The sequence below is a fragment of the Mucilaginibacter gossypii genome (genome assembly GCF_017569325.2).
GTDB classification, from domain to species: Bacteria; Bacteroidota; Bacteroidia; order Sphingobacteriales; family Sphingobacteriaceae; genus Mucilaginibacter; species Mucilaginibacter gossypii.
Window position 1 is genome coordinate 5,695,097 of the sequence record NZ_CP071878.2, and the last position, 18,994, is coordinate 5,714,090.

16 protein-coding genes are annotated in these 18,994 nt (G+C 41.1%); 8 read left to right on the forward strand and 8 right to left on the reverse strand.

The genetic code is table 11. The features are described 5' to 3' along the window. Positions 1 to 201: 201 nt before the first annotated feature. Positions 202 to 1,200, reverse strand: a complete 999-nt coding sequence (locus J3L18_RS24120) for an IS110 family RNA-guided transposase (protein WP_129570350.1) — start codon at positions 1,198 to 1,200, stop codon at positions 202 to 204. 971 nt (positions 1,201 to 2,171) lie between these two features. Here J3L18_RS24120 and J3L18_RS24125 point away from each other — a divergent pair. Then, complete coding sequence (locus J3L18_RS24125; RefSeq protein ID WP_129569431.1) at positions 2,172 to 2,615, forward strand: very short patch repair endonuclease; 444 nt, start codon at positions 2,172 to 2,174, stop codon at positions 2,613 to 2,615. Here the strand turns inward: J3L18_RS24125 and J3L18_RS24130 are convergent. From J3L18_RS24130 to J3L18_RS24150, 5 genes are all read right to left on the reverse strand, one after another. Then, positions 2,603 to 3,601: a BsuBI/PstI family type II restriction endonuclease gene (locus tag J3L18_RS24130; protein ID WP_129569432.1), complete on the reverse strand. Its 999-nt coding sequence runs from the start codon at positions 3,599 to 3,601 to the stop codon at positions 2,603 to 2,605. The genes J3L18_RS24125 and J3L18_RS24130 overlap by 13 nt on opposite strands. 20 nt (positions 3,602 to 3,621) lie before the next feature. Next, complete coding sequence (locus tag J3L18_RS24135) at positions 3,622 to 4,593, reverse strand: DNA cytosine methyltransferase (protein WP_129569433.1); 972 nt, start codon at positions 4,591 to 4,593, stop codon at positions 3,622 to 3,624. 515 nt (positions 4,594 to 5,108) lie between these two features. Next, complete coding sequence (locus tag J3L18_RS24140; protein WP_129569434.1) at positions 5,109 to 5,537, reverse strand: VOC family protein; 429 nt, start codon at positions 5,535 to 5,537, stop codon at positions 5,109 to 5,111. Between the two features lie 57 nt (positions 5,538 to 5,594). Beyond that, on the reverse strand, positions 5,595 to 6,104 hold the full coding sequence (locus J3L18_RS24145; protein WP_129569435.1) for an SRPBCC family protein: 510 nt from the start codon (positions 6,102 to 6,104) through the stop codon (positions 5,595 to 5,597). Next, positions 6,101 to 6,421 (reverse strand): ArsR/SmtB family transcription factor, encoded by a 321-nt coding sequence (locus tag J3L18_RS24150; protein WP_091173358.1) that lies wholly within the window; start codon positions 6,419 to 6,421, stop codon positions 6,101 to 6,103. Before J3L18_RS24150 ends, J3L18_RS24145 begins: the two co-directional genes overlap by 4 nt. A gap of 268 nt (positions 6,422 to 6,689) precedes the next feature. Between J3L18_RS24150 and J3L18_RS24155 the strand changes: the two genes are divergently transcribed. From J3L18_RS24155 to J3L18_RS24185, 7 genes are all read left to right on the forward strand, one after another. Continuing rightward, positions 6,690 to 7,289, forward strand: a complete 600-nt coding sequence (locus tag J3L18_RS24155) for a hypothetical protein (protein ID WP_129569436.1) — start codon at positions 6,690 to 6,692, stop codon at positions 7,287 to 7,289. A gap of 204 nt (positions 7,290 to 7,493) precedes the next feature. Further along, entirely contained in the window at positions 7,494 to 8,369 is an 876-nt protein-coding gene (locus J3L18_RS24160; protein ID WP_208102392.1) for an alpha/beta fold hydrolase, read from the forward strand. 104 nt (positions 8,370 to 8,473) lie between these two features. Then, positions 8,474 to 9,043, forward strand: coding sequence for a dihydrofolate reductase family protein (locus tag J3L18_RS24165; protein WP_129569437.1), 570 nt, complete (start codon positions 8,474 to 8,476; stop codon positions 9,041 to 9,043). Between the two features lie 174 nt (positions 9,044 to 9,217). Beyond that, positions 9,218 to 9,982, forward strand: coding sequence for a type I methionyl aminopeptidase (gene map / locus J3L18_RS24170; RefSeq protein ID WP_129569438.1), 765 nt, complete (start codon positions 9,218 to 9,220; stop codon positions 9,980 to 9,982). 95 nt (positions 9,983 to 10,077) lie between these two features. Then, positions 10,078 to 10,563: a hypothetical protein gene (locus tag J3L18_RS24175; RefSeq protein ID WP_129569439.1), complete on the forward strand. Its 486-nt coding sequence runs from the start codon at positions 10,078 to 10,080 to the stop codon at positions 10,561 to 10,563. Between the two features lie 129 nt (positions 10,564 to 10,692). Beyond that, positions 10,693 to 14,355 (forward strand): ABC transporter permease, encoded by a 3,663-nt coding sequence (locus tag J3L18_RS24180; protein WP_129569440.1) that lies wholly within the window; start codon positions 10,693 to 10,695, stop codon positions 14,353 to 14,355. A gap of 182 nt (positions 14,356 to 14,537) precedes the next feature. Beyond that, positions 14,538 to 16,988, forward strand: a complete 2,451-nt coding sequence (locus J3L18_RS24185; RefSeq protein WP_129569441.1) for an FtsX-like permease family protein — start codon at positions 14,538 to 14,540, stop codon at positions 16,986 to 16,988. A gap of 148 nt (positions 16,989 to 17,136) precedes the next feature. Here the strand turns inward: J3L18_RS24185 and J3L18_RS24190 are convergent, their stop codons facing one another. Both J3L18_RS24190 and J3L18_RS24195 read right to left on the reverse strand, forming a co-directional pair. Beyond that, positions 17,137 to 17,829, reverse strand: coding sequence for a LytR/AlgR family response regulator transcription factor (locus J3L18_RS24190; protein ID WP_091173333.1), 693 nt, complete (start codon positions 17,827 to 17,829; stop codon positions 17,137 to 17,139). Continuing rightward, complete coding sequence (locus tag J3L18_RS24195; protein ID WP_129569442.1) at positions 17,826 to 18,974, reverse strand: sensor histidine kinase; 1,149 nt, start codon at positions 18,972 to 18,974, stop codon at positions 17,826 to 17,828. The genes J3L18_RS24190 and J3L18_RS24195 overlap by 4 nt, the downstream gene beginning before the upstream one ends. Positions 18,975 to 18,994 lie beyond the last annotated feature (20 nt).

Here is an 18,994-nt window from a genome sequence, read left to right on the forward strand (position 1 = left end):
GTTTTGTTTTTTAGCGGCTTGCCCGTATTCTAAGACTTTGTCAAGTATTATTTTCATCTTTTCTCTCCACAAAGTTTTTATTTTGGCCGGAACCCGTCAAGGGTAATATAAACAGCTCCGCCCACAGGCCCGCGCTTCGCTGCCCTTGACGGAACCCGACCAAAATAAGAAGAGGTGTTTACGAGTTAAGATGAAAAAGCACTAAGCTGCATATTTCATCAGATCTACATAAGCACTACCACGGTTAACAACTGCAAACATTCTGGCAATAAGCTTATTACGAATGATATTGATTGTGCTCATTTTGTTTTTTCCTTCACTCACCCTTCTTTTATAATAGACTTTTAACTCTGGATTATATGCGCAGGCGCATATAGCTACCAAGTGGATCAATTTTTTTACTTGCCGGTTCGATAAGCTGCTGACCCGTGTTTTTCCTTTTATACTGGTGCCTGATTGATGCTCAAAAGGTGCAGTTCCTACATAACAGGCAAACTTTCGCCAATTGGTAAACCTGGTGAAATTATGGGTGCAAGCGATCATATTAGCAGCTAAAATAGGCCCAACGCATTTAATACTGGTAAGCAGTTGATAGTTTACTTTGATTTTTTCATCACTTTCTATGACCGCTTTAATCTGATTTTCAAGCTTCTTAATTTGTATTGTTAAGTTCTTGACGAGTGATTTATAGATTTGAAACATACCCTTATACTCCTTATCGTCCAGTGCCTTGTTTTGTTCTTTCCAGGTAGCCTCAAAGCCGCCACGATCACATACGAGGCGGTTTCTTAGCGTAAGCAGCGATTGAAGTCTGAGGATACCCTTGGCCGGTAATACTGTTGCCTGCAACGTTTCCCGGTGCAGCCAGGCATATTCGGCAATTCTTTGCGCATCTATCTGATCATTCTTTCCTCTCCTGATCCCAATGGATTGCTTGATCTGAAGTGCGGGAAGCATGGCAAAGGCTATATTAGTTTCATTTAGGTACATGGCCAGCTTGATAGAATACATGCCGGTATGTTCAAAGCATATAATAAGCTTTGTCAGTTCAGGAACTTTACCATATTTTTTCACCCATATTAAAAGTGATGCAAACCCCTTTTCGTTGTTGCTAAATGTTTTGGAAAGATTAATTAAATGAAGGTGGGCATCAATAGTAAGCTTTGATACATCCACACCAATAAACGTGTTGTATTTCATATTGAATAGATTAATGTGATGTACTCAGACTAAAACCTTTATAAGACCTTGTGTCTAAAATTCTAATTTGTCATTGACATCGACTTGTGACTCGGAACAGGGACTAATACGGGCGATGGGTCTTTAACCTGGGCCTTGACTTGGTTCACCCTATTCTTTGTCAACAAGATAATTGTTATTAATATCTACTTGGCAATCTAATGACTTGAAACAAGGACTAATACAGGCGATAGGTCTTTAACCTGGCCTTGACTTGGTTCACCCTATTCCTTGCCATTAAGTTCACTGCTGTTAGCTTTTCCACAAGAGGACTGTTAGTCAAAAAGAAAAAGAAGCAAAAAGAAAAAGGTGTGGAAATGTGGGAAACTCGATCGAGTTTCCCACATTTCCACACCCCAACAATAACAAGTTTTTTATTAATGATTTCATTCTGCTAATCTAAAGGGCCTTGACTTTTTACCCGGCTCTCGCTTTTGGTTGCTTACATGGTGAAAATGGAATGGTGTGTTCATCTCCTTTCCGTTGGACAATAAAAAGGGAGTTTTTAGGAATTTAATTATAATAAAATTGGTGAATTTTGCCATATATTTTGTATCTTTATGGTGTAAGATTTGTATTGATCTGCATCAAAAAAATGGTTAGTAATTCGGTGCGTAGTACATCGACAACCACATAAAGTATTGTAAGTCAATGGGATTTTAATCGGGTTCGATTCCCCTACGAGCTACGAAGCCGCTTTGCGAAAGTAAAGCGGCTTTTTATTTTTTAATCAAGACACGCAGCACAGTTTATCAGCAAAGCCATTTTTTTTGTAATACAGAACTATAGACAACCATTAAAAAAAATTTCTGTTATTATAACTAATATTAGACCTCGACACCTGTAATAAAATAAAGCATGTTGTTTTCATTTTAAAGCACACTTCTATTTTACTATAAGTTATTTTATTAATCAATGGATTACTAGCAATCATGGCCGATATTCATTCCAAAGATGTAAGAAGTTACAACATGTCGAAGATTAGGAGCAAAAACACAAAGCCAGAACTATTAGTACGTAGATTTTTGTTTTCAAGAGGCTTTCGATACAGACTTCATGACAGGAGACTTCCCAGAAAGCCGGATATTGTGCTGCCCAAATACAAGACCGTTATTTTTGTCAACGGCTGCTTTTGGCATGGTCACAAAAACTGCCGTTACGCTCCTGTATCGAAAACCCGAATCGAATTTTGGGACGCCAAAATCAAAAGAAACCAAATGAAGGATATTGAAGCAACAAACGAGCTTCAGGTTCTGGGCTGGAACATTATAACTGTTTGGGAATGTGAGCTAAAACCTAAGTGCGCAAACCAAACATTAAACAGTTTACTCAAAACACTGAAAAATACACTGTTAATAAGCAGTCATGATTTATAAGGTCCTAGAAATTTGCCGCCATTGAAATGAACCAGGTGATCAGGGTTATCAGCTGTCCACACTTCGGTTTCCCATCCTATATCTGCGATGTTTTTCCGAAAATCGCTTTTCGATGTAAAAGCGGTAACGAAAATTAGGTCTGCAACACAATTTTTCAATGCCTTTTTGAGCTCAAGAATACGTTCCTCACTCATAGGACCCGATGTATAAAAGGCCTCGATAAGAAATATCCAATTCTTCTCAAAATTATAAGCGACCACATCTGGCAACGAATCATGCGTAAGCTCAAAGAAGCCGAGCGACCGCAATTTATCATCCTCGCGTAAGAGATATTTATCAGTTGCATCACCGACATACAAAACTTCACACTGACCTGCAAATCGCGGTAAAAATTCCTCTATAATTTCACGCTGAAGTTGATTATGTCCACCTCTTGAGAAATCCAAAATATGCCCCGTCGATAGAGTTACCCGAACTTTTGGCATATCTCTTTTTCGCCGAAGAATCTCGCTTAAACTAGGTCTGTTTTTAGTAAAAAGTTTCAGCTTAATTGCCCAATCTTCCGTTCCGTAATAGGTAATCAGATCTTTAAATTCACTGCTCAACGTATACCCACGCGTAGGATCATTGGGAGCAGCACTTGGGTTGTTTGCACTGTTAAGTACTAAATCTGCCAGTACTAATAATTTAAGATGTTTACGCCTAACGTCATCATAAGAACCAGGTGATATGTTTTCTTCAAAGTGCTCGTTTTCAAATTTGATAATGTCTCTGGTTTTGATGTGTCTATGTTCGTTCTGTCCTTGAGCTTCCTTCCAGGATCGCTTTATACCTGCAACAGCAAGAAAAGCCAGCGCCATACTCTCTAGGCCACGAGGCCCTTTTCCCGAAAAAGGAATACCCACATTATACAAAATATCGAGCGCCTCATTCGCTAGGTCTTTTATACGCTCCGATTTTTTCGATTTAGGCAAATAGTCAATCATATCCTACAGACAAAGTACGGCTAGGCAGCAAATTGAGACGGTTTTTCTTTACAATAGCATTCTTTTACAGCCTGAGCCATTTTATAAGCAAGCATTGGAGGTACTGCATTTCCAATCTGATTGAATTGGTTAGTTTCAGCACCAGTGAAAATAAAATGATCAGGAAAGCTCTGAAGCCTCGCAGCTTCTCTAAGGAGCAAACGACGGCGCCTGCCATCCGGCAGTTTGACTCTATGCATATCACCGGTAGCGCCAGATAAGTTTCTACAAGTCAAAGTACGTGAAGGTCTATCTGCATATATATCTCGTGGATTTATACACTTAGAGGCTTTCTCATATTTTGCTATATAAATATCTTGAGCTTCCGTCAAAAATTTACTTTCTTGAGGCACTGTATTCATTAAATCAAAAATCGCTTCACCGGCTGTGTATTTTTTTAATTCAGGTGCAGGAAAGCTAAATTCCGAATTATGTCCCACCAAAAATAGTCTTTCTCGATTCTGCGGAACGCCATAATGAACGGCATTAAGCAATCTACAGTTCGTTTTATAGCCAAGACTTTCTAATTCCTCAATAATTAATTCAAGATACCATTTATTCGAATACAGCAGGCCCCTTACATTCTCAAATAGAAACATTCTAGGTTTTACTTTGCGAATTGCATCAACAAAAAAGGGAAAACCATTTCTTGAATCATGGATACCGTTTTGATTGCCCCCAACGCTGAATGGCTGACATGGCGGTCCGCCAATCACGATATCCGCAGCAGGGTATTCGGTATCCAATGTAAGTTTTTCGGTTCTACAATCCCCTTTTAAATTTGCACGGTAAGTATTTGCTGCATCAGGATTCATTTCAAAGCCAAGCGTTTCAAATCCCGCGGCTTCGAAGCCCAAGGCCAAACCACCGCAACCTGCAAATAAATCAAGCACCAGCGTTTTTTCTGTAATTTTAGGCGTAAGCAACTGGTTAATTAAATCCAAATAGGCCATGACTGAAGTAATTGCGCAAAAGTAATATAAATACTAACAATAATAGCACCAAGAACATCGCATTTTCTAAGTTATGCATTTAAAATAAAAGGTCCGGTTTATTTTTTTAACCGATGAACTTAAACTAAAAGCAGACTAAAAGATATAGTGTTTTTTTCAATCATAATTTACTTTCTAAGAGAGCTTTAGGAAAACCAAAGAGAATAACGTCGTATGAGATTTACATCTAACATTAGTAATAGCAATAAAAAATTTGTTTAATTATCTAAATAATAGATCAACAATACTGCATAATAACGAATCTGCTTATGATCCTATTCTTTGTACCACTAATGCAGATTAACTTGGTCAAAGTTCGCTACCTTTCTGGTTAGTTGTTTTCACCCTTGTAAAAAAAGCTTATATAATTGCCAGTCGGAGCTACGAACAAAGCCGGTTAGCTTTCACTAAACGGCTCTCTTGTTGAAAATCGGGACACTTGATTAAGTAACCCGGTGTACTTTTAAATTTACCCGTTATGATTGAGGATCAAATTCCACTATCCATTCAATACCATATTTATCTCGGAACATACCGGCGTATGTACCCCACGGACTGTCGCCAATCGGCCCTTCAACTTCTCCGCCTGCCGATAATCCGTTAAATATTTTGTCGGCTTCTTCACGACTTTCGGCGCTCGCATATATTTTAGACCTGTTTTCGTTTTCGCTTACCCGTCCCATAAATTCAGGCACATCATTAGCTATCAATACGTTGTTTTTGCCAAGGGGTAAGCCAATGTACATTATTGTGTTTTCTTCACTTTCTGCCACCTGAAACTCAGGACCAGCCAAATCTTTAAAACGAATGATCTTGGTGAACTCACCGCCAAAAACTGATTTGTAAAAATCGAATGCTTCCTGGGCGTTGCCATTGAAGTTGATCCAGGGATTAATTGCTCTCATAATTTTAGTTTTTAATTGTTATGTTTTTTGTTTATCTCTCCGATTATTAATAATTGGCTATTCTCCTTGTGTTTTTTGCGATAAGGTTGCAAACAGCTCGTCCAGGTTTTTCAACATCAGCATCATTCCTTGGGTGAAGCCCTCTGTTAAGCGCTCCATGCGTTCAAGCGATTCATTATAAATGGAAATATTCACTGTTGTTATGCCATCTTGTTCGCTGAAATTGTAATCCCATTCTGAGCCCGGCAATTCGGGATTTTCGTCCTCGTCGGCAAAAGAATTATATAATTGAAAATTGGTTTTGGGGGTAATAGAAGTATATTTCTGCAGCAGCCAGCGTTCCTGTCCGTCGGGGCTTATCATGGCGTAAAATCTCCGTCCCCCAACTTCAAAATTCATGTATTTGGTTTTGGAGCGCATTGGTGCGGGTGCGGCCCATTGGTCAAGTATTTCCTGTTTGGTAAAAGCATCCCATACCAGTTCAAGCCCCGCATCAAACTCACGGGTTATAAATACCTTTTGCGCTGCTTTATCAACGGTAAAATCAAATAGCAAATCGTTGTTCATATTTTCTGTTGTTTAATTGTTGATAATACTTTGTCGAGCTGATTAAACTGTGTTTCCCAGCTCTGCCTGAATTGGGCCAACCAATTATCAAACTCCTGCATTTTCTTTGCATTAAAGTGATAATAAATTTCCCTGCCCGAATGCTCTGGTTTAATGAGTTCGCATTCATGCAGTACTTTAATATGTTTAGATACTGCCTGCCGGGTCATATCAAATTTTTCGGCCATTGCATTCGGCGTCAAAGCCTTAATAGCAATTAAAGTTAAAATAGCTCTGCGTGTCGGATCGGCTATGGCCTGGAATAGATCTTGTTTCATTTTAAAACGCGCAACTTTTAAGTTGCGTAAATATATATGCAACTTTTGAGTTGCGCAAATTTATTTGCGATTATTTTTTAGATGGTTATTGACGGGAAGCCTATGGGTTGATACAAGAAGCATTCATTCTTTAAATAAGAGTTCCTCTTCTTCACGAAGAATGTCCATTAACATTAAAAGATTTTGTTTCAATACTTAAATATCTTTACCGAATAAATCTTCCATTTTTATTATTAATTTTAATCAACTGATTATCATTCCAATAACCATGAGAAGACTGCTACTCCTATTTTCCTGCCTTCTTGCAATTATTTGCGCCGCCTCATGTCGTAAAAGTGATAATGCTACCCTTTCAAAGCCGAGTCCCGATTCGTTGAAAAAACCGGTTGTTATCACACGGCCCCCAGTAACATTGGTTGGCCGGTGGGATGTAAGCGCAGAAAAATTCGTAAAATATCGGGATGGTGCAGAAATATCGAATACCACCGGCGCAGCTGCTCCTTATAATTTAGCTTACGTAATTTTTAATAACGACAGCACTTATACGTGTTTAGCGATGGACTGGTACCCGGCACTTTCAACATATGGAGTGGTGAAGGACGAAGTTGCCGGGACTTATCGGCTTGCTGACAGCAGTTTATCCGTATCCTCCTACCTGGCTGGTTTAAATACGATATATTATGGTGGCCCTCCAAATTCGCCGCCTACCTTGACGCCCGTTTCGGATAAAATGGTGTTGAGACAGTTTACGGATTCCACCCTCACTGTGCATCACGAATATGTATTTAATGCCACCGATCCATCGGCCGGGCCTATTGGTAATTACAAGTATATCTGGGACCTGTATTACAGGAAACATGGTTATTAATCAGTTCCTGCAAGGTACAATCATACTGTTAAAACAGGTCGCATTCTTGCTTTCGGTACATAATTAGGGCTTAAATAGAACAATACCGGCAACATCTGTGTCGCGATCCACCCCGCAACTTGTCGTTTTCACACAGTACACAAGCCTAAAATACCCACCATCTTTGTATTGTCAATCAAATCGAAACAATTAAACTAACATTCCATGAAAAGAGTATTTAAAGGATCTAATGTCATCCAACCGGTATTGATAATTGCTATGTTTCTTTTTACAATATTTCAATGTAAAGGGCAACAGCTTAAGCCTGCCGCCAGTGGCTATGCACCGGTTAATGGCATCAAAGTTTATTACGAAGTTTATGGCGAGGGTAAGCCTATCGTTTTGCTGCACGGTGCATTTTATACCATTGAGCTGAACTGGGCGCAGTTAATCCCTGAACTCTCAAAAACAAGAAAGGTAATTGCCCTTGAAATGCAGGGGCACGGACATACGCCATATTCGGACAGAAAATTAGACATTGCTACCCTGGCAAGTGATGTGGAAGGAGTAATGGATTTTTTAAAAATTGATAGTGCCGATGTTGCAGGATACAGCATGGGAGGCTCTATAGCTTACCAGTTCGCCGTAAAAAGCCCTAAAAGGGTGAAAAAATTGGTGATCATTTCATCCACCTACAAAACTAATGGCTGGCTACCTGTGGTAAATGGTGGTTTTAAAGGCTTTAAGCCTGAATTTTTTGATAATACCCCTTTAAAAACTGCATATGATGCAGTAGCACCCGACAAAACGAAATGGAGAAAGTTTATAGAACAAATGATTGTTTTTGCCGGGGTACCCTTTGACGTGGGTGATGCCAATATTGCAAAAATCGCCTCGCCGGTGTTGCTTATTTCTGGCGATAATGACGGGCTGGACAAAGTGGAGTTGGCAAAAACATACCAATTATTGGGCGGTGGTGTAGCTGCAGATTTAGCCCCCATGCCAAAATCGCATTTAGCCATTGTACCGGCGCAGAGCCATGTGGGCTTAATGCAGCAGACCAAAACTATCTTGGATCTTCTGAATGGCTTTTTACAATAACAAATCTTCAGTTTTGAAAATAAGGAGTTTGAAATTTTGAGCAAATTCCATTTTCAAACGGAGAATATAAATGACAGATTTATCTATAAACCAATTATACATAAATGAGAAAAATCAGAATTTTTGAACATATCTCGCTGGATGGTGTGATAGAACATGACGGAGACTATACCTATGGCGCATGGACAACACCCTATCGCAGTCCTGCCGGGGCGGCAACCCTCCTGGAGGCTTACGGGCCAAACTTCGACCTGCTGCTTGCCCGCCACACTTACGATATATTTAGCGGATTTTGGCCTACTGCCGGAGATTTCCCAATGGCAAATGCTATAAATGCCGCAACAAAATACATAGTAACCCACAGGCCCGACAGCCTGGAATGGGGGCCGGTAAAGGGTTTGGGCGAGGACGTTATAGCGTCTATTCGCGATCTCAAATCAACCGATGGCCCCGACCTGATCGTCGTTGGAAGTTCAACGCTAACTTCTGTGTTACTCGAGCAGGGACTGGCTGACGAGGTTGTGCTCATCACCTACCCGGTGTTGCTTGGCCGGGGTAAACGCTTATTGTCGGACACTATTGACGCCCGGGAACTTGCTTTTGTCGACTCGAAGAGTACGCCCACAGGTTTGCTCATCAACACGTACCGGCACGTCGGCACGTTGAAAAAATAACTTTTCGCCCCGGAGGGAAGAATTTCCCAAACACACTACAAAGCCACTTTACAAAAATAGAGCGGCTTTTTTAATTACGTCCGGGAACACAGCACCTACCCTTACAAACTGACATTTGATAAACCGTGCCAACTGCATTTAATTGTTAATTTTGCAACAGATAAAAATTTAAGAATGTCGATAACTACCGAAGACGAAAAAATTGGGATGCAGCAGGCAAGTGATGCTGTAGCCATTACGCTCAGGAGGATGCGGGAGTACGCAAAACCGGGTATCTCTACAAAAGAGCTTGACGAATACGGCGGCGAATTACTGGCACAACTGGGTGCAAGATCTGCACCTTTGTTAACCTACAATTTCCCGGGACATACTTGTATAAGCGTGAATGAGGAAGCAGCGCACGGTATACCTTCGGCCGATAAGATCCTTAAAGAAGGCGACCTGGTAAATATAGATGTATCGGCAGAGCTAAATGGTTACTGGGCTGATAACGGCGGGTCCTTCGTTTTAGGGCAGGATATCCACGGCTATGGCAAACTGGTGGAGGCCTCGAAAGAGATCTTAAAAAAAGCGATCAAAAACATTAAAAGCGGTGTCCGGATTTCGGAGATCGGCAGGTTAATTGAAACTGAAGCCAAAAAAGCCGGCTACACGGTAATAAAAAACCTGACCGGACATGGTGTTGGCCGCAGCTTGCACGAAGAGCCGCATGAAGTTGCCAACTTCTGCGACAGGTATAACACTGCGCGCTTTAAAAAGAATTCGGTGGTGGCGATAGAGACATTCATTTCAACACGGTCGACAATTGCCGATACTCAAGCCGATGGCTGGACATTAATTGGCAATAAAGGTGGTTTTGTTGCACAGCACGAGCACACCATTATGGTAACCGGCGGTGAGCCGGTAATATTTACCGCACAGAACGGTATTTGGGATTAATTCTTTTTGGAACAGATGGCACCGCGAAATGAATTAATTTAAAAAAATAATGTGCAAGCCTTTGGATGGACACCCAAAGGCTTTATTTTTAATGGGTGAAAAATCTTATCTCAAATATTTTCCTGCTAATATATCTTGCGTTGATTACAAGTTGCCAGTTTGATCCATACGCAGGAGATTTAACCACAGAGCAACCCAAAAGAGAAGACGTTATAGGAGTTTATCAATTTAAAGAGCAAACTATATCTCAAATTCAAATTGATAAACGCGGACAAAAGGCAACAATTACTTTAAAATCAGACGGTACATATCAGGCCAATAACATACCAAATGTTTTTGGCAGGCCAAACGCCGAAAACCACAAGTACATTTCAGCTAAAGGCAGTTGGAAAATCCAAACAATAGGAGCAGTGGATAATGGCTGGGGGCATCCAAAACCAAACTGGGGAATCACATTAACATCGATTGATGAAAGTTTGACAAATATTGGTTTTACGGGTAAAAAGAAGCCCTATGGACTGATGGTTAGCATTGATGATCCGGATTTAGCTATGGTTATGCTTTTTAAGAAAATAGATTAAACTGCCGGCTTGCTCTTCCCAAACCGAATACAACTTCGTTCCGTTAATATACCACCTGCTTTAATTTACCCGTTAACCTATTATCCATTAGTATTTTATTAATTTGGAGTAGTTATAACCCTCATTTAGTTGAAGCCGTATACATTCCATATCACCCTTTATGACGCCGCGTTTTTTGGGATGCTGTTTATCGGCCTCACTTTTATCCTGCTTTTATGGTTCGCCAGGAAAACAAACCAGTCGGCAAACCGTTTTTTGGCGGTCGCATTGGCTATTGCAGCTTTGTGGATAGTCCGGATCCTAGGCACCGATATCGGGCTGTCAACCTATATTACCAACTGGGGCCGGCTGCCGCTGCAGTTTTCGCTGGCATTTGGCCCGTTCATTTTCTTGTATGTACTTAAAATAACCCGGCCGGAGTATAAATTCACCCGCAGGGACCTACTGCATTTCAGCCCCTTGTTAGTCGAACAAAGCGCCTGGGCTTTAGAAGTGCTGGAAAGTATAAAAACAGGCCGGGCAACTTATGATACGCTGATATTTCAACGAATAAACCCTGTATTACAACTATTAGCATTTATCTCGGTCATTATTTATCTATACCTGTGCCGCAAGTTGATCGAAAACTTTTACCAGGAGCTAAAATTTAACGGAGGCGACCGGTACCGGCATGAGTTGAAATGGATACATAACCTACTAACAGGCTTCGGGTTGTTATGGCTGTTGTGGATCCCTTTTATAGCTGCCGACTATTTTTATTATGATTACCAATTGGGCACACAGGCCTATTATCCTTTGTATCTCCTGCTAATGTCCATGCTTATCTGGATGGCGGCAAGAGCATTTTTAAGGCCGGAAATTACCGCACAGGCAGATAGCTTACCGGTTTTTAAACCATTACTACCAGCGGAGCTGAAGCGAAAAGGCGCCTGGTTAAAGCGGGTTGTTAAAGAAAATAATTACTACCAGGATCCTGAGTTGAGTTTAAGCTCCCTCGCCGAAAAGCTCGGTATGCATACCCATGAGTTATCACGGATCATCAATACTGTGCTCAAAAAAAGCTTCAATGATTTTATTAATGAATACCGGGTACAGGCTGCTGCGCGGAAAATGCAGGACCCCGCTAATGATCATATCACCCTTTTAGGGATAGCGTTTGAATCGGGATTTAACTCCCAAAGTACCTTTAGCCGCATTTTCAAGCAAGTGACGGGGAAAAGCCCGCAGGAATATAAAAATAACTTAAAAAAAGAGTACCCATCTTATAAGTTGAGAAGCAATACCCAATTTGCGCCGGTAATTTTGAATCATGAAACCGCACCTAAATGGTCTCATGATAAAACAAACCGCAACTTTATGTTTAAAAATTATTTCAAAATCGCCTGGCGTAATTTAACACGGAATAAAAGCTATGCCGCCATTAACATTACCGGCCTGGCTGTAGGTATTGCTGTTTGTATGGTGATCTTTATCATTATACAGTTTCAAACAAGCTTTGATAGTTTTCACCCTAAGAAAGATCGTGCCTATCGTGTGCTAACCGAATACCATCACGCAGAAACCGGTGATATTACCTATGGCAAAGATGTCCCCTTTCCGTTGCCTTTGGGATTAAAAACGGCTTTCCCCCAAATAGAACAGGTTGCCCCAATTTTTGCAAGCCAGAATGACCAGTTAATTATACCTGACGAAAACGGCGTCACAGTAAAAATGTTTAAGGAACAAAGGGGCCTGTTTTACACCAATCCATCATTCTTTAAAATTTTCAACTTCCCGCTGCTTGCCGGCTCATACGCTTCATTAAAAGACCCTGACAACGTACTGCTTACCAAAGAGGTTGCTGAAAAGTATTTTGGCGACTGGAAATCCGCAATAGGTAAAACCATTAAATTGCAAATGGGCGGCTTTATGTTTGAGCATGGCACGGACGTATTAAGAGTGTCGGGGATCCTGGCTACCATTCCCCCAAATTCCGACTTTCAGCTCAAACTTGTTGTTAGCTTTGGTACAGGGTTTACCGGAGACTATTTAGCAAAATCTACAGACTGGAACAGAACGGTAACTGATTTTGGCTGCTATATTTTGTTACCTCAGAGCCTTTCTGCCGACAATTTTAATCAACAGCTGAGAGCTTATTCACAAAAAGTACAATCTTCTGATAACAAGGACAGTCATATTATACAAGCACTAAATGCTGTTCATTATGATTCACAAACAGGCAACTACAGTAATCAAACAGCCAGCCATCAGTTGCTCAATGTATTGTGGTTAATTGCCGCGTTCATCCTGCTCATTGCCTGTGTAAACTTTATTAACCTTTCTACCGCGCAGGCTGTTAACCGGGCAAAAGAGGTTGGTGTCAGAAAGGTTTTGGGGAGCAATAAATCGCAATTACAACTCCAGTTCATTGTCGAAACATTTTTAATCGTGGCAAGCGCTGTATTACTTGCAGTTGCTATTACCATGCTTGCATTACCTTATATAAGCCGGCTTTTAGAGTTGTCGCTTTCACTCAGCAATCCTTCAATTATTTTATTCCTTCTGGCTGTGGCAGTTGTTGTAACCGCCTTGGCGGGTTTTTATCCTTCTATTGTTTTATCGCGTTTCAATCCTGTTAATGCTTTAAAAAGTAAACTCACAACAGATCCGGCAAAGGGAATTTCATTAAGAAGGGGCCTGGTGGTGTTTCAATTCATCATTGCGCAGGCATTGATCATCGGAACGCTCGTCATTGTAAAGCAAATGGACTATTTTATGGATCAGCCTTTAGGCTTCGATAAAGAGACAATTGTTAATATTCCATTCCGGGTAGATAGCCTTCGAATGAGCCGGCTGAACTATTTGAGGGACCAGTTATTATCCATAAATGGCGTACAAGCGGTATGCTACAGTTCGAACACCCCGATTGAAAACGGTAATGATACGTGGAGCGCTGTCAGGTTTGACCACGCAACAAAAGAAACAGGTTTCAAGGCGATTACCAAATTTGCCGACGAAGGCTATGTACCGACCTACAAGTTAAAGTTGATAGCCGGAAGAAACCTTCAGCCATCCCCCTTTACCAGGGAGTTTTTGGTAAACGAATCGCTTGTAAAAAGCTTAGGGATTAAAAACCCCGGGGACATATTGAACAAGGAAATCAGCATATGGGATGGTGTAATAAAATGCCCGGTTGTTGGCGTATTAAAAGATTTTAATGACAGGTCTTTCCGACACGGCCTTGCACCATTACTTATCGCCACAAACATCACCATGTATAATCAGGCCGGCATAAAGCTTAAAACCACGAATGTTTTTTCGACTATGCAATCTGTTAAACAAGTATTTGAAAAAACATTTCCCAATTTTGTTTATGAATACCGGTTTTTGGATGATAAAATTGCAAGTTTTTACAAACAGGAAAATCAGTTAGCCCAGTTGTATAAAATTTTTGCAGCTATCGCGATACTTCTAAGCTGCCTGGGTTTGTATGGCTTAGCCTCGTTCATGGCTGTACAACGGATAAAAGAAGTCGGCATCCGCAAAGTACTTGGCGCTACGTCAGGCAGCATCGTTTATTTGTTTTCGAAAGAGTTTATTATACTCATTGCTATCGCCTTTGCCATCGCCACCCCCATTGCATGGTATTACATGCACCAGTGGCTGCAAGCTTATGTTTACCGCATCAATATCAGTTGGTGGCTATTTGCAGCGGGGGGAATGGCAGCAATTGTTATTGCACTTGCAACCATAAGTTTCCAGGCAGTAAAAGCGGCAAAAGCTAATCCGGTGAAGAGTTTGAGGAGTGAATGATTAAGTGGTTCAGTTGGGCAGGCAAACAAAGATATTAAATGGATTTGGCTCAATATAATATGTTGAATTATTTACTTTTAACAAATTAAATTCTTTAAATTGATCGCATAAAGAATCTAATTAAACCCTATGCGGAACGCAGCCGCTAAACCTTAACATCAACCTCACATATCAATACAACCATGATCAAAAACTATTTTAAAGCAGCGCTTCGCAATTTCCGGGCGCACCGTTTTTTTACTTTCGTAAATATAGTGGGATTGGCTATTGGTGTCAGTGCGGCCCTGGCTATTTATGTTATCGTAAGTTTTGATCTCAGTTTCGATAGGTTTCACAACGATAGTGACAGGATTTACAGGGTCGTAACGAACTTTTCATACATGGATAAGGTAGTAGCCAAATTGGGCATGGTAAATGGCCCGCTTCCCGCAATAGTAAAAGCAGAAGCACCTAATATAAAAACTGCCACCCGCTTTTTAGAAATGAAAAACACTGATGTACAGGTCCCCGATGAAACATCAAATCCGGTTAAATTCAGAGGTGAAAGCAGTATTGTGCTGGCTGATGATGAATATTTTAATCTGTTTAATTACAAATGGCTGGCAGGTTCGCCAGCTACAGCGCTTAGAGAGCCATACCAGGTGGTACTTACCTCTGATCAGGCCAGGAAATATTTCCCCAATGCCCCTTACAACCAATTATTGGGCAAAACGGTTATATATGACAGCATCAAAACAACCGTTTCGGGCATAGTTCAAACTCCCGCTCAAAATACCGATTTTTATTTTAAGGATTTTATATCCTATCCAACCTGTTTGCATAATGCTAACCTGAAAAACATGACCCGTTTAACCGAGTGGCCGGGTGTGGTGTGGCAATTATTCATTAAGATTGATAAACATGCGAATGCCGCTGACATAGAAGAGCGGATCAACGGGTTGCTGAAAAAATACAATAAGGAACTAAGGCCTGGAGACGGCCAGACTGAACATTTACAATCATTCCGCGACCTGCATTTCGACCCGGTATATGCCAATTTTGAAAAAGGGAGGCGGGCAAACAAGACTACGCTATATAGTTTACTCATTGTTGCCGGATTTCTGTTATTGCTCGGATCCATCAATTTTATTAATCTTTCAACAGCGCAGGCTGCACAGCGGGCCAAAGAAATTGGGATCCGTAAAACTATGGGTAGCAGCAGATGGCAGCTAATTGTACAGTTTTTGAGCGAAACTTTGGTTATCACACTTGTTGCCATCTGCATAGCCATGGTACTGACACCGGTGATACTGAAATTCTTTGCAGATTTTATCCCACCGGGCGTATCTGTTAATTATTTTGATAGTAACCTGTTGCTGTTTTTATTCACACTCCTGATAACAGTAACCCTACTGGCCGGGTTGTACCCCGCAATTATCCTTTCCGGGTACCGGCCGGTATATGTATTGCATAACCTGCCGAACAAAGATACAGGCAACAGCGGCGGAACGTTGCTTAGAAAATCGCTATCAGTTACGCAGTTTATAATCGCCCAATTTTTCATCATGACAACGCTGTTGGTTAATAAACAGGTTTTTTATGCGCTGCATAAAGATATGGGCTTCAGTAAAGATGGGATCATCAACATAAGTACTCCTCTCAATACGATAAATACTAACAAACAACAGTTATTTAAAGATAAAATAAGTCAGATCCCCCAAATCGACTTAATGAGTATCGGAAGCGAGCCGCCTGCTGATGAAAAGATCGGAGTATGGGAAGTAACTTATAACGACGGAAAAAAAGAAGTTAAAGCAACGCTTCAACAACGAAACGGCGACGAGAACTACCTTAAAGTTTACCGCATAAAATTATTAGCCGGCCGTAACCTGCAACCGGCAGATTCACTGACCGCCGTACTGGTAAATGAAAAATATACTCATATGATAGGTTTTCAGAACCCCGCGGATGCTGTTGGGGCATCTTTTGATTATGAGGGCAATAAGAGGATGATAGTTGGCGTAGTTGCTGATTTTTATCAAAAATCACTCCGGGACCCAATCATGCCCATGTCTATACAAACCCCGCATTACCGGTTTAATGATCGGTTTTTCCATATCTTGCTAAAGCCTCAAACTACCGGAAATAATGATTGGAGCAATGCCATCGGCAGAATGAGAAAAGCCTGGACGGAGGTTTATCCAGATATTGAATTTGATTATCATTTTTTTGATGAAGAGGTAGCCCGTTTTTATGATGGCGAACAGCGCACATCGAAATTACTTGGCTGGGCAACCGGACTGTCTATATTAATCAGTTGTTTGGGCTTACTCGGCCTAACCATTTTTAATACCAACAGGCGCACACGGGAAATTGGTATCAGAAAAGTACTTGGCGCGTCGGTAACACAAATAGTAAAGCTATTGTCGTCAGAGATAGCCAGATTAATTATTTTATCTTTTATGTTGGTTATGCCATTTGCCTGGTTCACAATGAATAAATGGTTACAAAGCTATGCGGACCGTACGCCAATAAGCTGGTGGATATTTGTTCTTAGTGGAATTGGAATGTTGTTTGCCGCATTTTTGACATCAGCTTTTCAAACAATAAGGACGGCCTCCTCAAATCCGGTAAAAAGTTTAAGAAACGATTAAAATGCCTTTTGTAAAAACATTCTTTATTATTCTTTCAAAAAACCAGTTTTTATTTAGTGGTGTCAAGCCACCACTAAAGTCAGAAATTTCTAAACCTTAAACCTTATATCCCCTGAAGTAAATGCCGTCGTATTTTACATGGGGGACATTATTTTAACCCCAGCCTGCTGCGCAGAAGATCCCGGTATGTGCTGCCTATCGGGATTTTTTCGCCGTTAATAATAAGCTGATGTACTTCGATCATGGTAATATGTTTGATAGCTACCACATACGATTTATGCACCCGTAAAAAATCCGCTGCGGGTACAAGGTCAAAAATATCCCCCATATTTTCACGCACCAGGATATTTCTGTCTTTAAGGTGAATGGTGATATAATTACCATCTTTTTCCAGATACAAGATCTCATCTACTTTAACCTGGTAAGTTTGCGGACCGCTTTTGATAAAAACGGTGGGCTCATCCTCTTTGCTTACTCCATTTTTTGAAGATAGCGCTGCCACCGCTTTATTTATGGCTGCAAGAAAGCGCTCAAAAGTGATAGGTTTCAACAGGTAATCGAGGGCGTTCAGGTCGTAGCTTTCTACCGCATAGTGACTATAAGCGGTAGTAAAAATGATCATTGGCCTGGGCGACAAGGTTTGCACCAACTGCATTCCGCTGATATCAGGCATATTAATGTCAAGAAAGATGAGGTCCACCTTTTCACGGTTCAGGAATTCAATCGCCTTCACGGGTTCGCGAAAGGTGGCTTTCAAATCAACCAGGCTGGTTTTAAGGCAATAGCGCTCTATCACTTCAAGCGCCTTCGGCTCATCATCAATGGCAATGCAGGTTATCATTCCAGGTCAATTTCAAGTTTTACAATATATTTTCCCTGTTCTTCATTGATCTGCAGGTCATGTTTACCAGGATACAACAAATCGAGCCGCCGCTTTACATTTTCGAGCCCGATGCCGCTTTTTTCATCCTCCATTTTTTTGATGGCGCTATATTTGGTATTGACACAGGTAAAGATCAGCTTATGGTCTGCAAGCACAATGGCAATATCTATCCCGGATGTTTGCCCAATAGAAACGCCGTGCTTAAAGGCATTTTCAACAAAAGGGATAAATAGCATCGGAGCGACGACGACAGTTCCCGTCTGCGCAGGGTGATCAAATATCACTTTTACCTCATCATCTGCATAACGCAGCTTATTCAGGGTAATACAGTCTTCCAGGTATGCTATTTCTTTGTTTAGCGACACGCCGCCGGCATTGCTGTCATAGATCATGTAGCGCATCATGCCCGAAAGTTTGGAAATCCCGTCGGCAAGCTCATCATTCCCCTTTTCCTGTGCCATCGAAAACAGGTTATTGAGGGTATTAAACAGGAAATGCGGATTGATCTGCGATTTAAGGAATTTGATCTCGGTACTCAGTTGATAAGCCTCCAGCTGATTGCGTACCAGTTCATTTCGGGCCCATTCTTTCAAAAAGAAATAGGCTATTGAAAGCCCGGCTGCAGTTAAAAAAATAAGCAGCATGGTGAGCTGCATGTGCACCCAGTTCCCTATTGCAAAAAATGCGTTATGATTTGGTATCAGGTGATTAAGGCCATCCTTGCCTGCTGCAAAACCAGGAGGTGGTGGCCCCATGGGCAGGCTATTGCTCAATTTAGAACCAACCAAAATATAATTGGCCAAAAAGACCAATATAAACCAGCCGGCGGCTATAGCGATGCCCACAAATAAGCTTTTATAGCGAAGCGCCTTTTTAAAGATCAAAAATATATTGCCATAAAACAGCAGGGCCAGAAACGCGAGTGTAAAGCGGGAATATGGAAAAATGGTGTCTACCTCACTCCTTTCCATGATCTTTCCGTTGTGGTTTACCCGAATCTTGACTGTTGAGCTGGTTAGTGAATTCAGGGTGTAATACACCCCTATCCAGAACGCCAGGTGGATCAGTATCTCGATGATATGTTTAACCTTGATACGGTGCATTCTTCAAAAGTATATTAAGC

Bases quoted from the DNA above. Each gene is read 5' to 3' on its own strand.
- J3L18_RS24155 (WP_129569436.1), top strand. From the start codon at position 6,690: ATGAGAAGACTGCTACTCCTATTTTCCTGCCTTCTTGCAATTATTTGC.
- J3L18_RS24130 (WP_129569432.1), bottom strand. From the start codon at position 3,601: ATGATTGACTATTTGCCTAAATCGAAAAAATCGGAGCGTATAAAAGAC.
- J3L18_RS24150 (WP_091173358.1), bottom strand. From the start codon at position 6,421: ATGAAACAAGATCTATTCCAGGCCATAGCCGATCCGACACGCAGAGCT.
- J3L18_RS24160 (WP_208102392.1), top strand. From the start codon at position 7,494: ATGAAAAGAGTATTTAAAGGATCTAATGTCATCCAACCGGTATTGATA.
- J3L18_RS24145 (WP_129569435.1), bottom strand. From the start codon at position 6,104: ATGAACAACGATTTGCTATTTGATTTTACCGTTGATAAAGCAGCGCAA.
- map (WP_129569438.1), top strand. From the start codon at position 9,218: ATGTCGATAACTACCGAAGACGAAAAAATTGGGATGCAGCAGGCAAGT.
- J3L18_RS24140 (WP_129569434.1), bottom strand. From the start codon at position 5,537: ATGAGAGCAATTAATCCCTGGATCAACTTCAATGGCAACGCCCAGGAA.
- J3L18_RS24190 (WP_091173333.1), bottom strand. From the start codon at position 17,829: ATGATAACCTGCATTGCCATTGATGATGAGCCGAAGGCGCTTGAAGTG.
- J3L18_RS24120 (WP_129570350.1), bottom strand. From the start codon at position 1,200: ATGAAATACAACACGTTTATTGGTGTGGATGTATCAAAGCTTACTATT.
- J3L18_RS24125 (WP_129569431.1), top strand. From the start codon at position 2,172: ATGGCCGATATTCATTCCAAAGATGTAAGAAGTTACAACATGTCGAAG.
- J3L18_RS24165 (WP_129569437.1), top strand. From the start codon at position 8,474: ATGAGAAAAATCAGAATTTTTGAACATATCTCGCTGGATGGTGTGATA.
- J3L18_RS24185 (WP_129569441.1), top strand. From the start codon at position 14,538: ATGATCAAAAACTATTTTAAAGCAGCGCTTCGCAATTTCCGGGCGCAC.
- J3L18_RS24135 (WP_129569433.1), bottom strand. From the start codon at position 4,593: ATGGCCTATTTGGATTTAATTAACCAGTTGCTTACGCCTAAAATTACA.
- J3L18_RS24195 (WP_129569442.1), bottom strand. From the start codon at position 18,974: ATGCACCGTATCAAGGTTAAACATATCATCGAGATACTGATCCACCTG.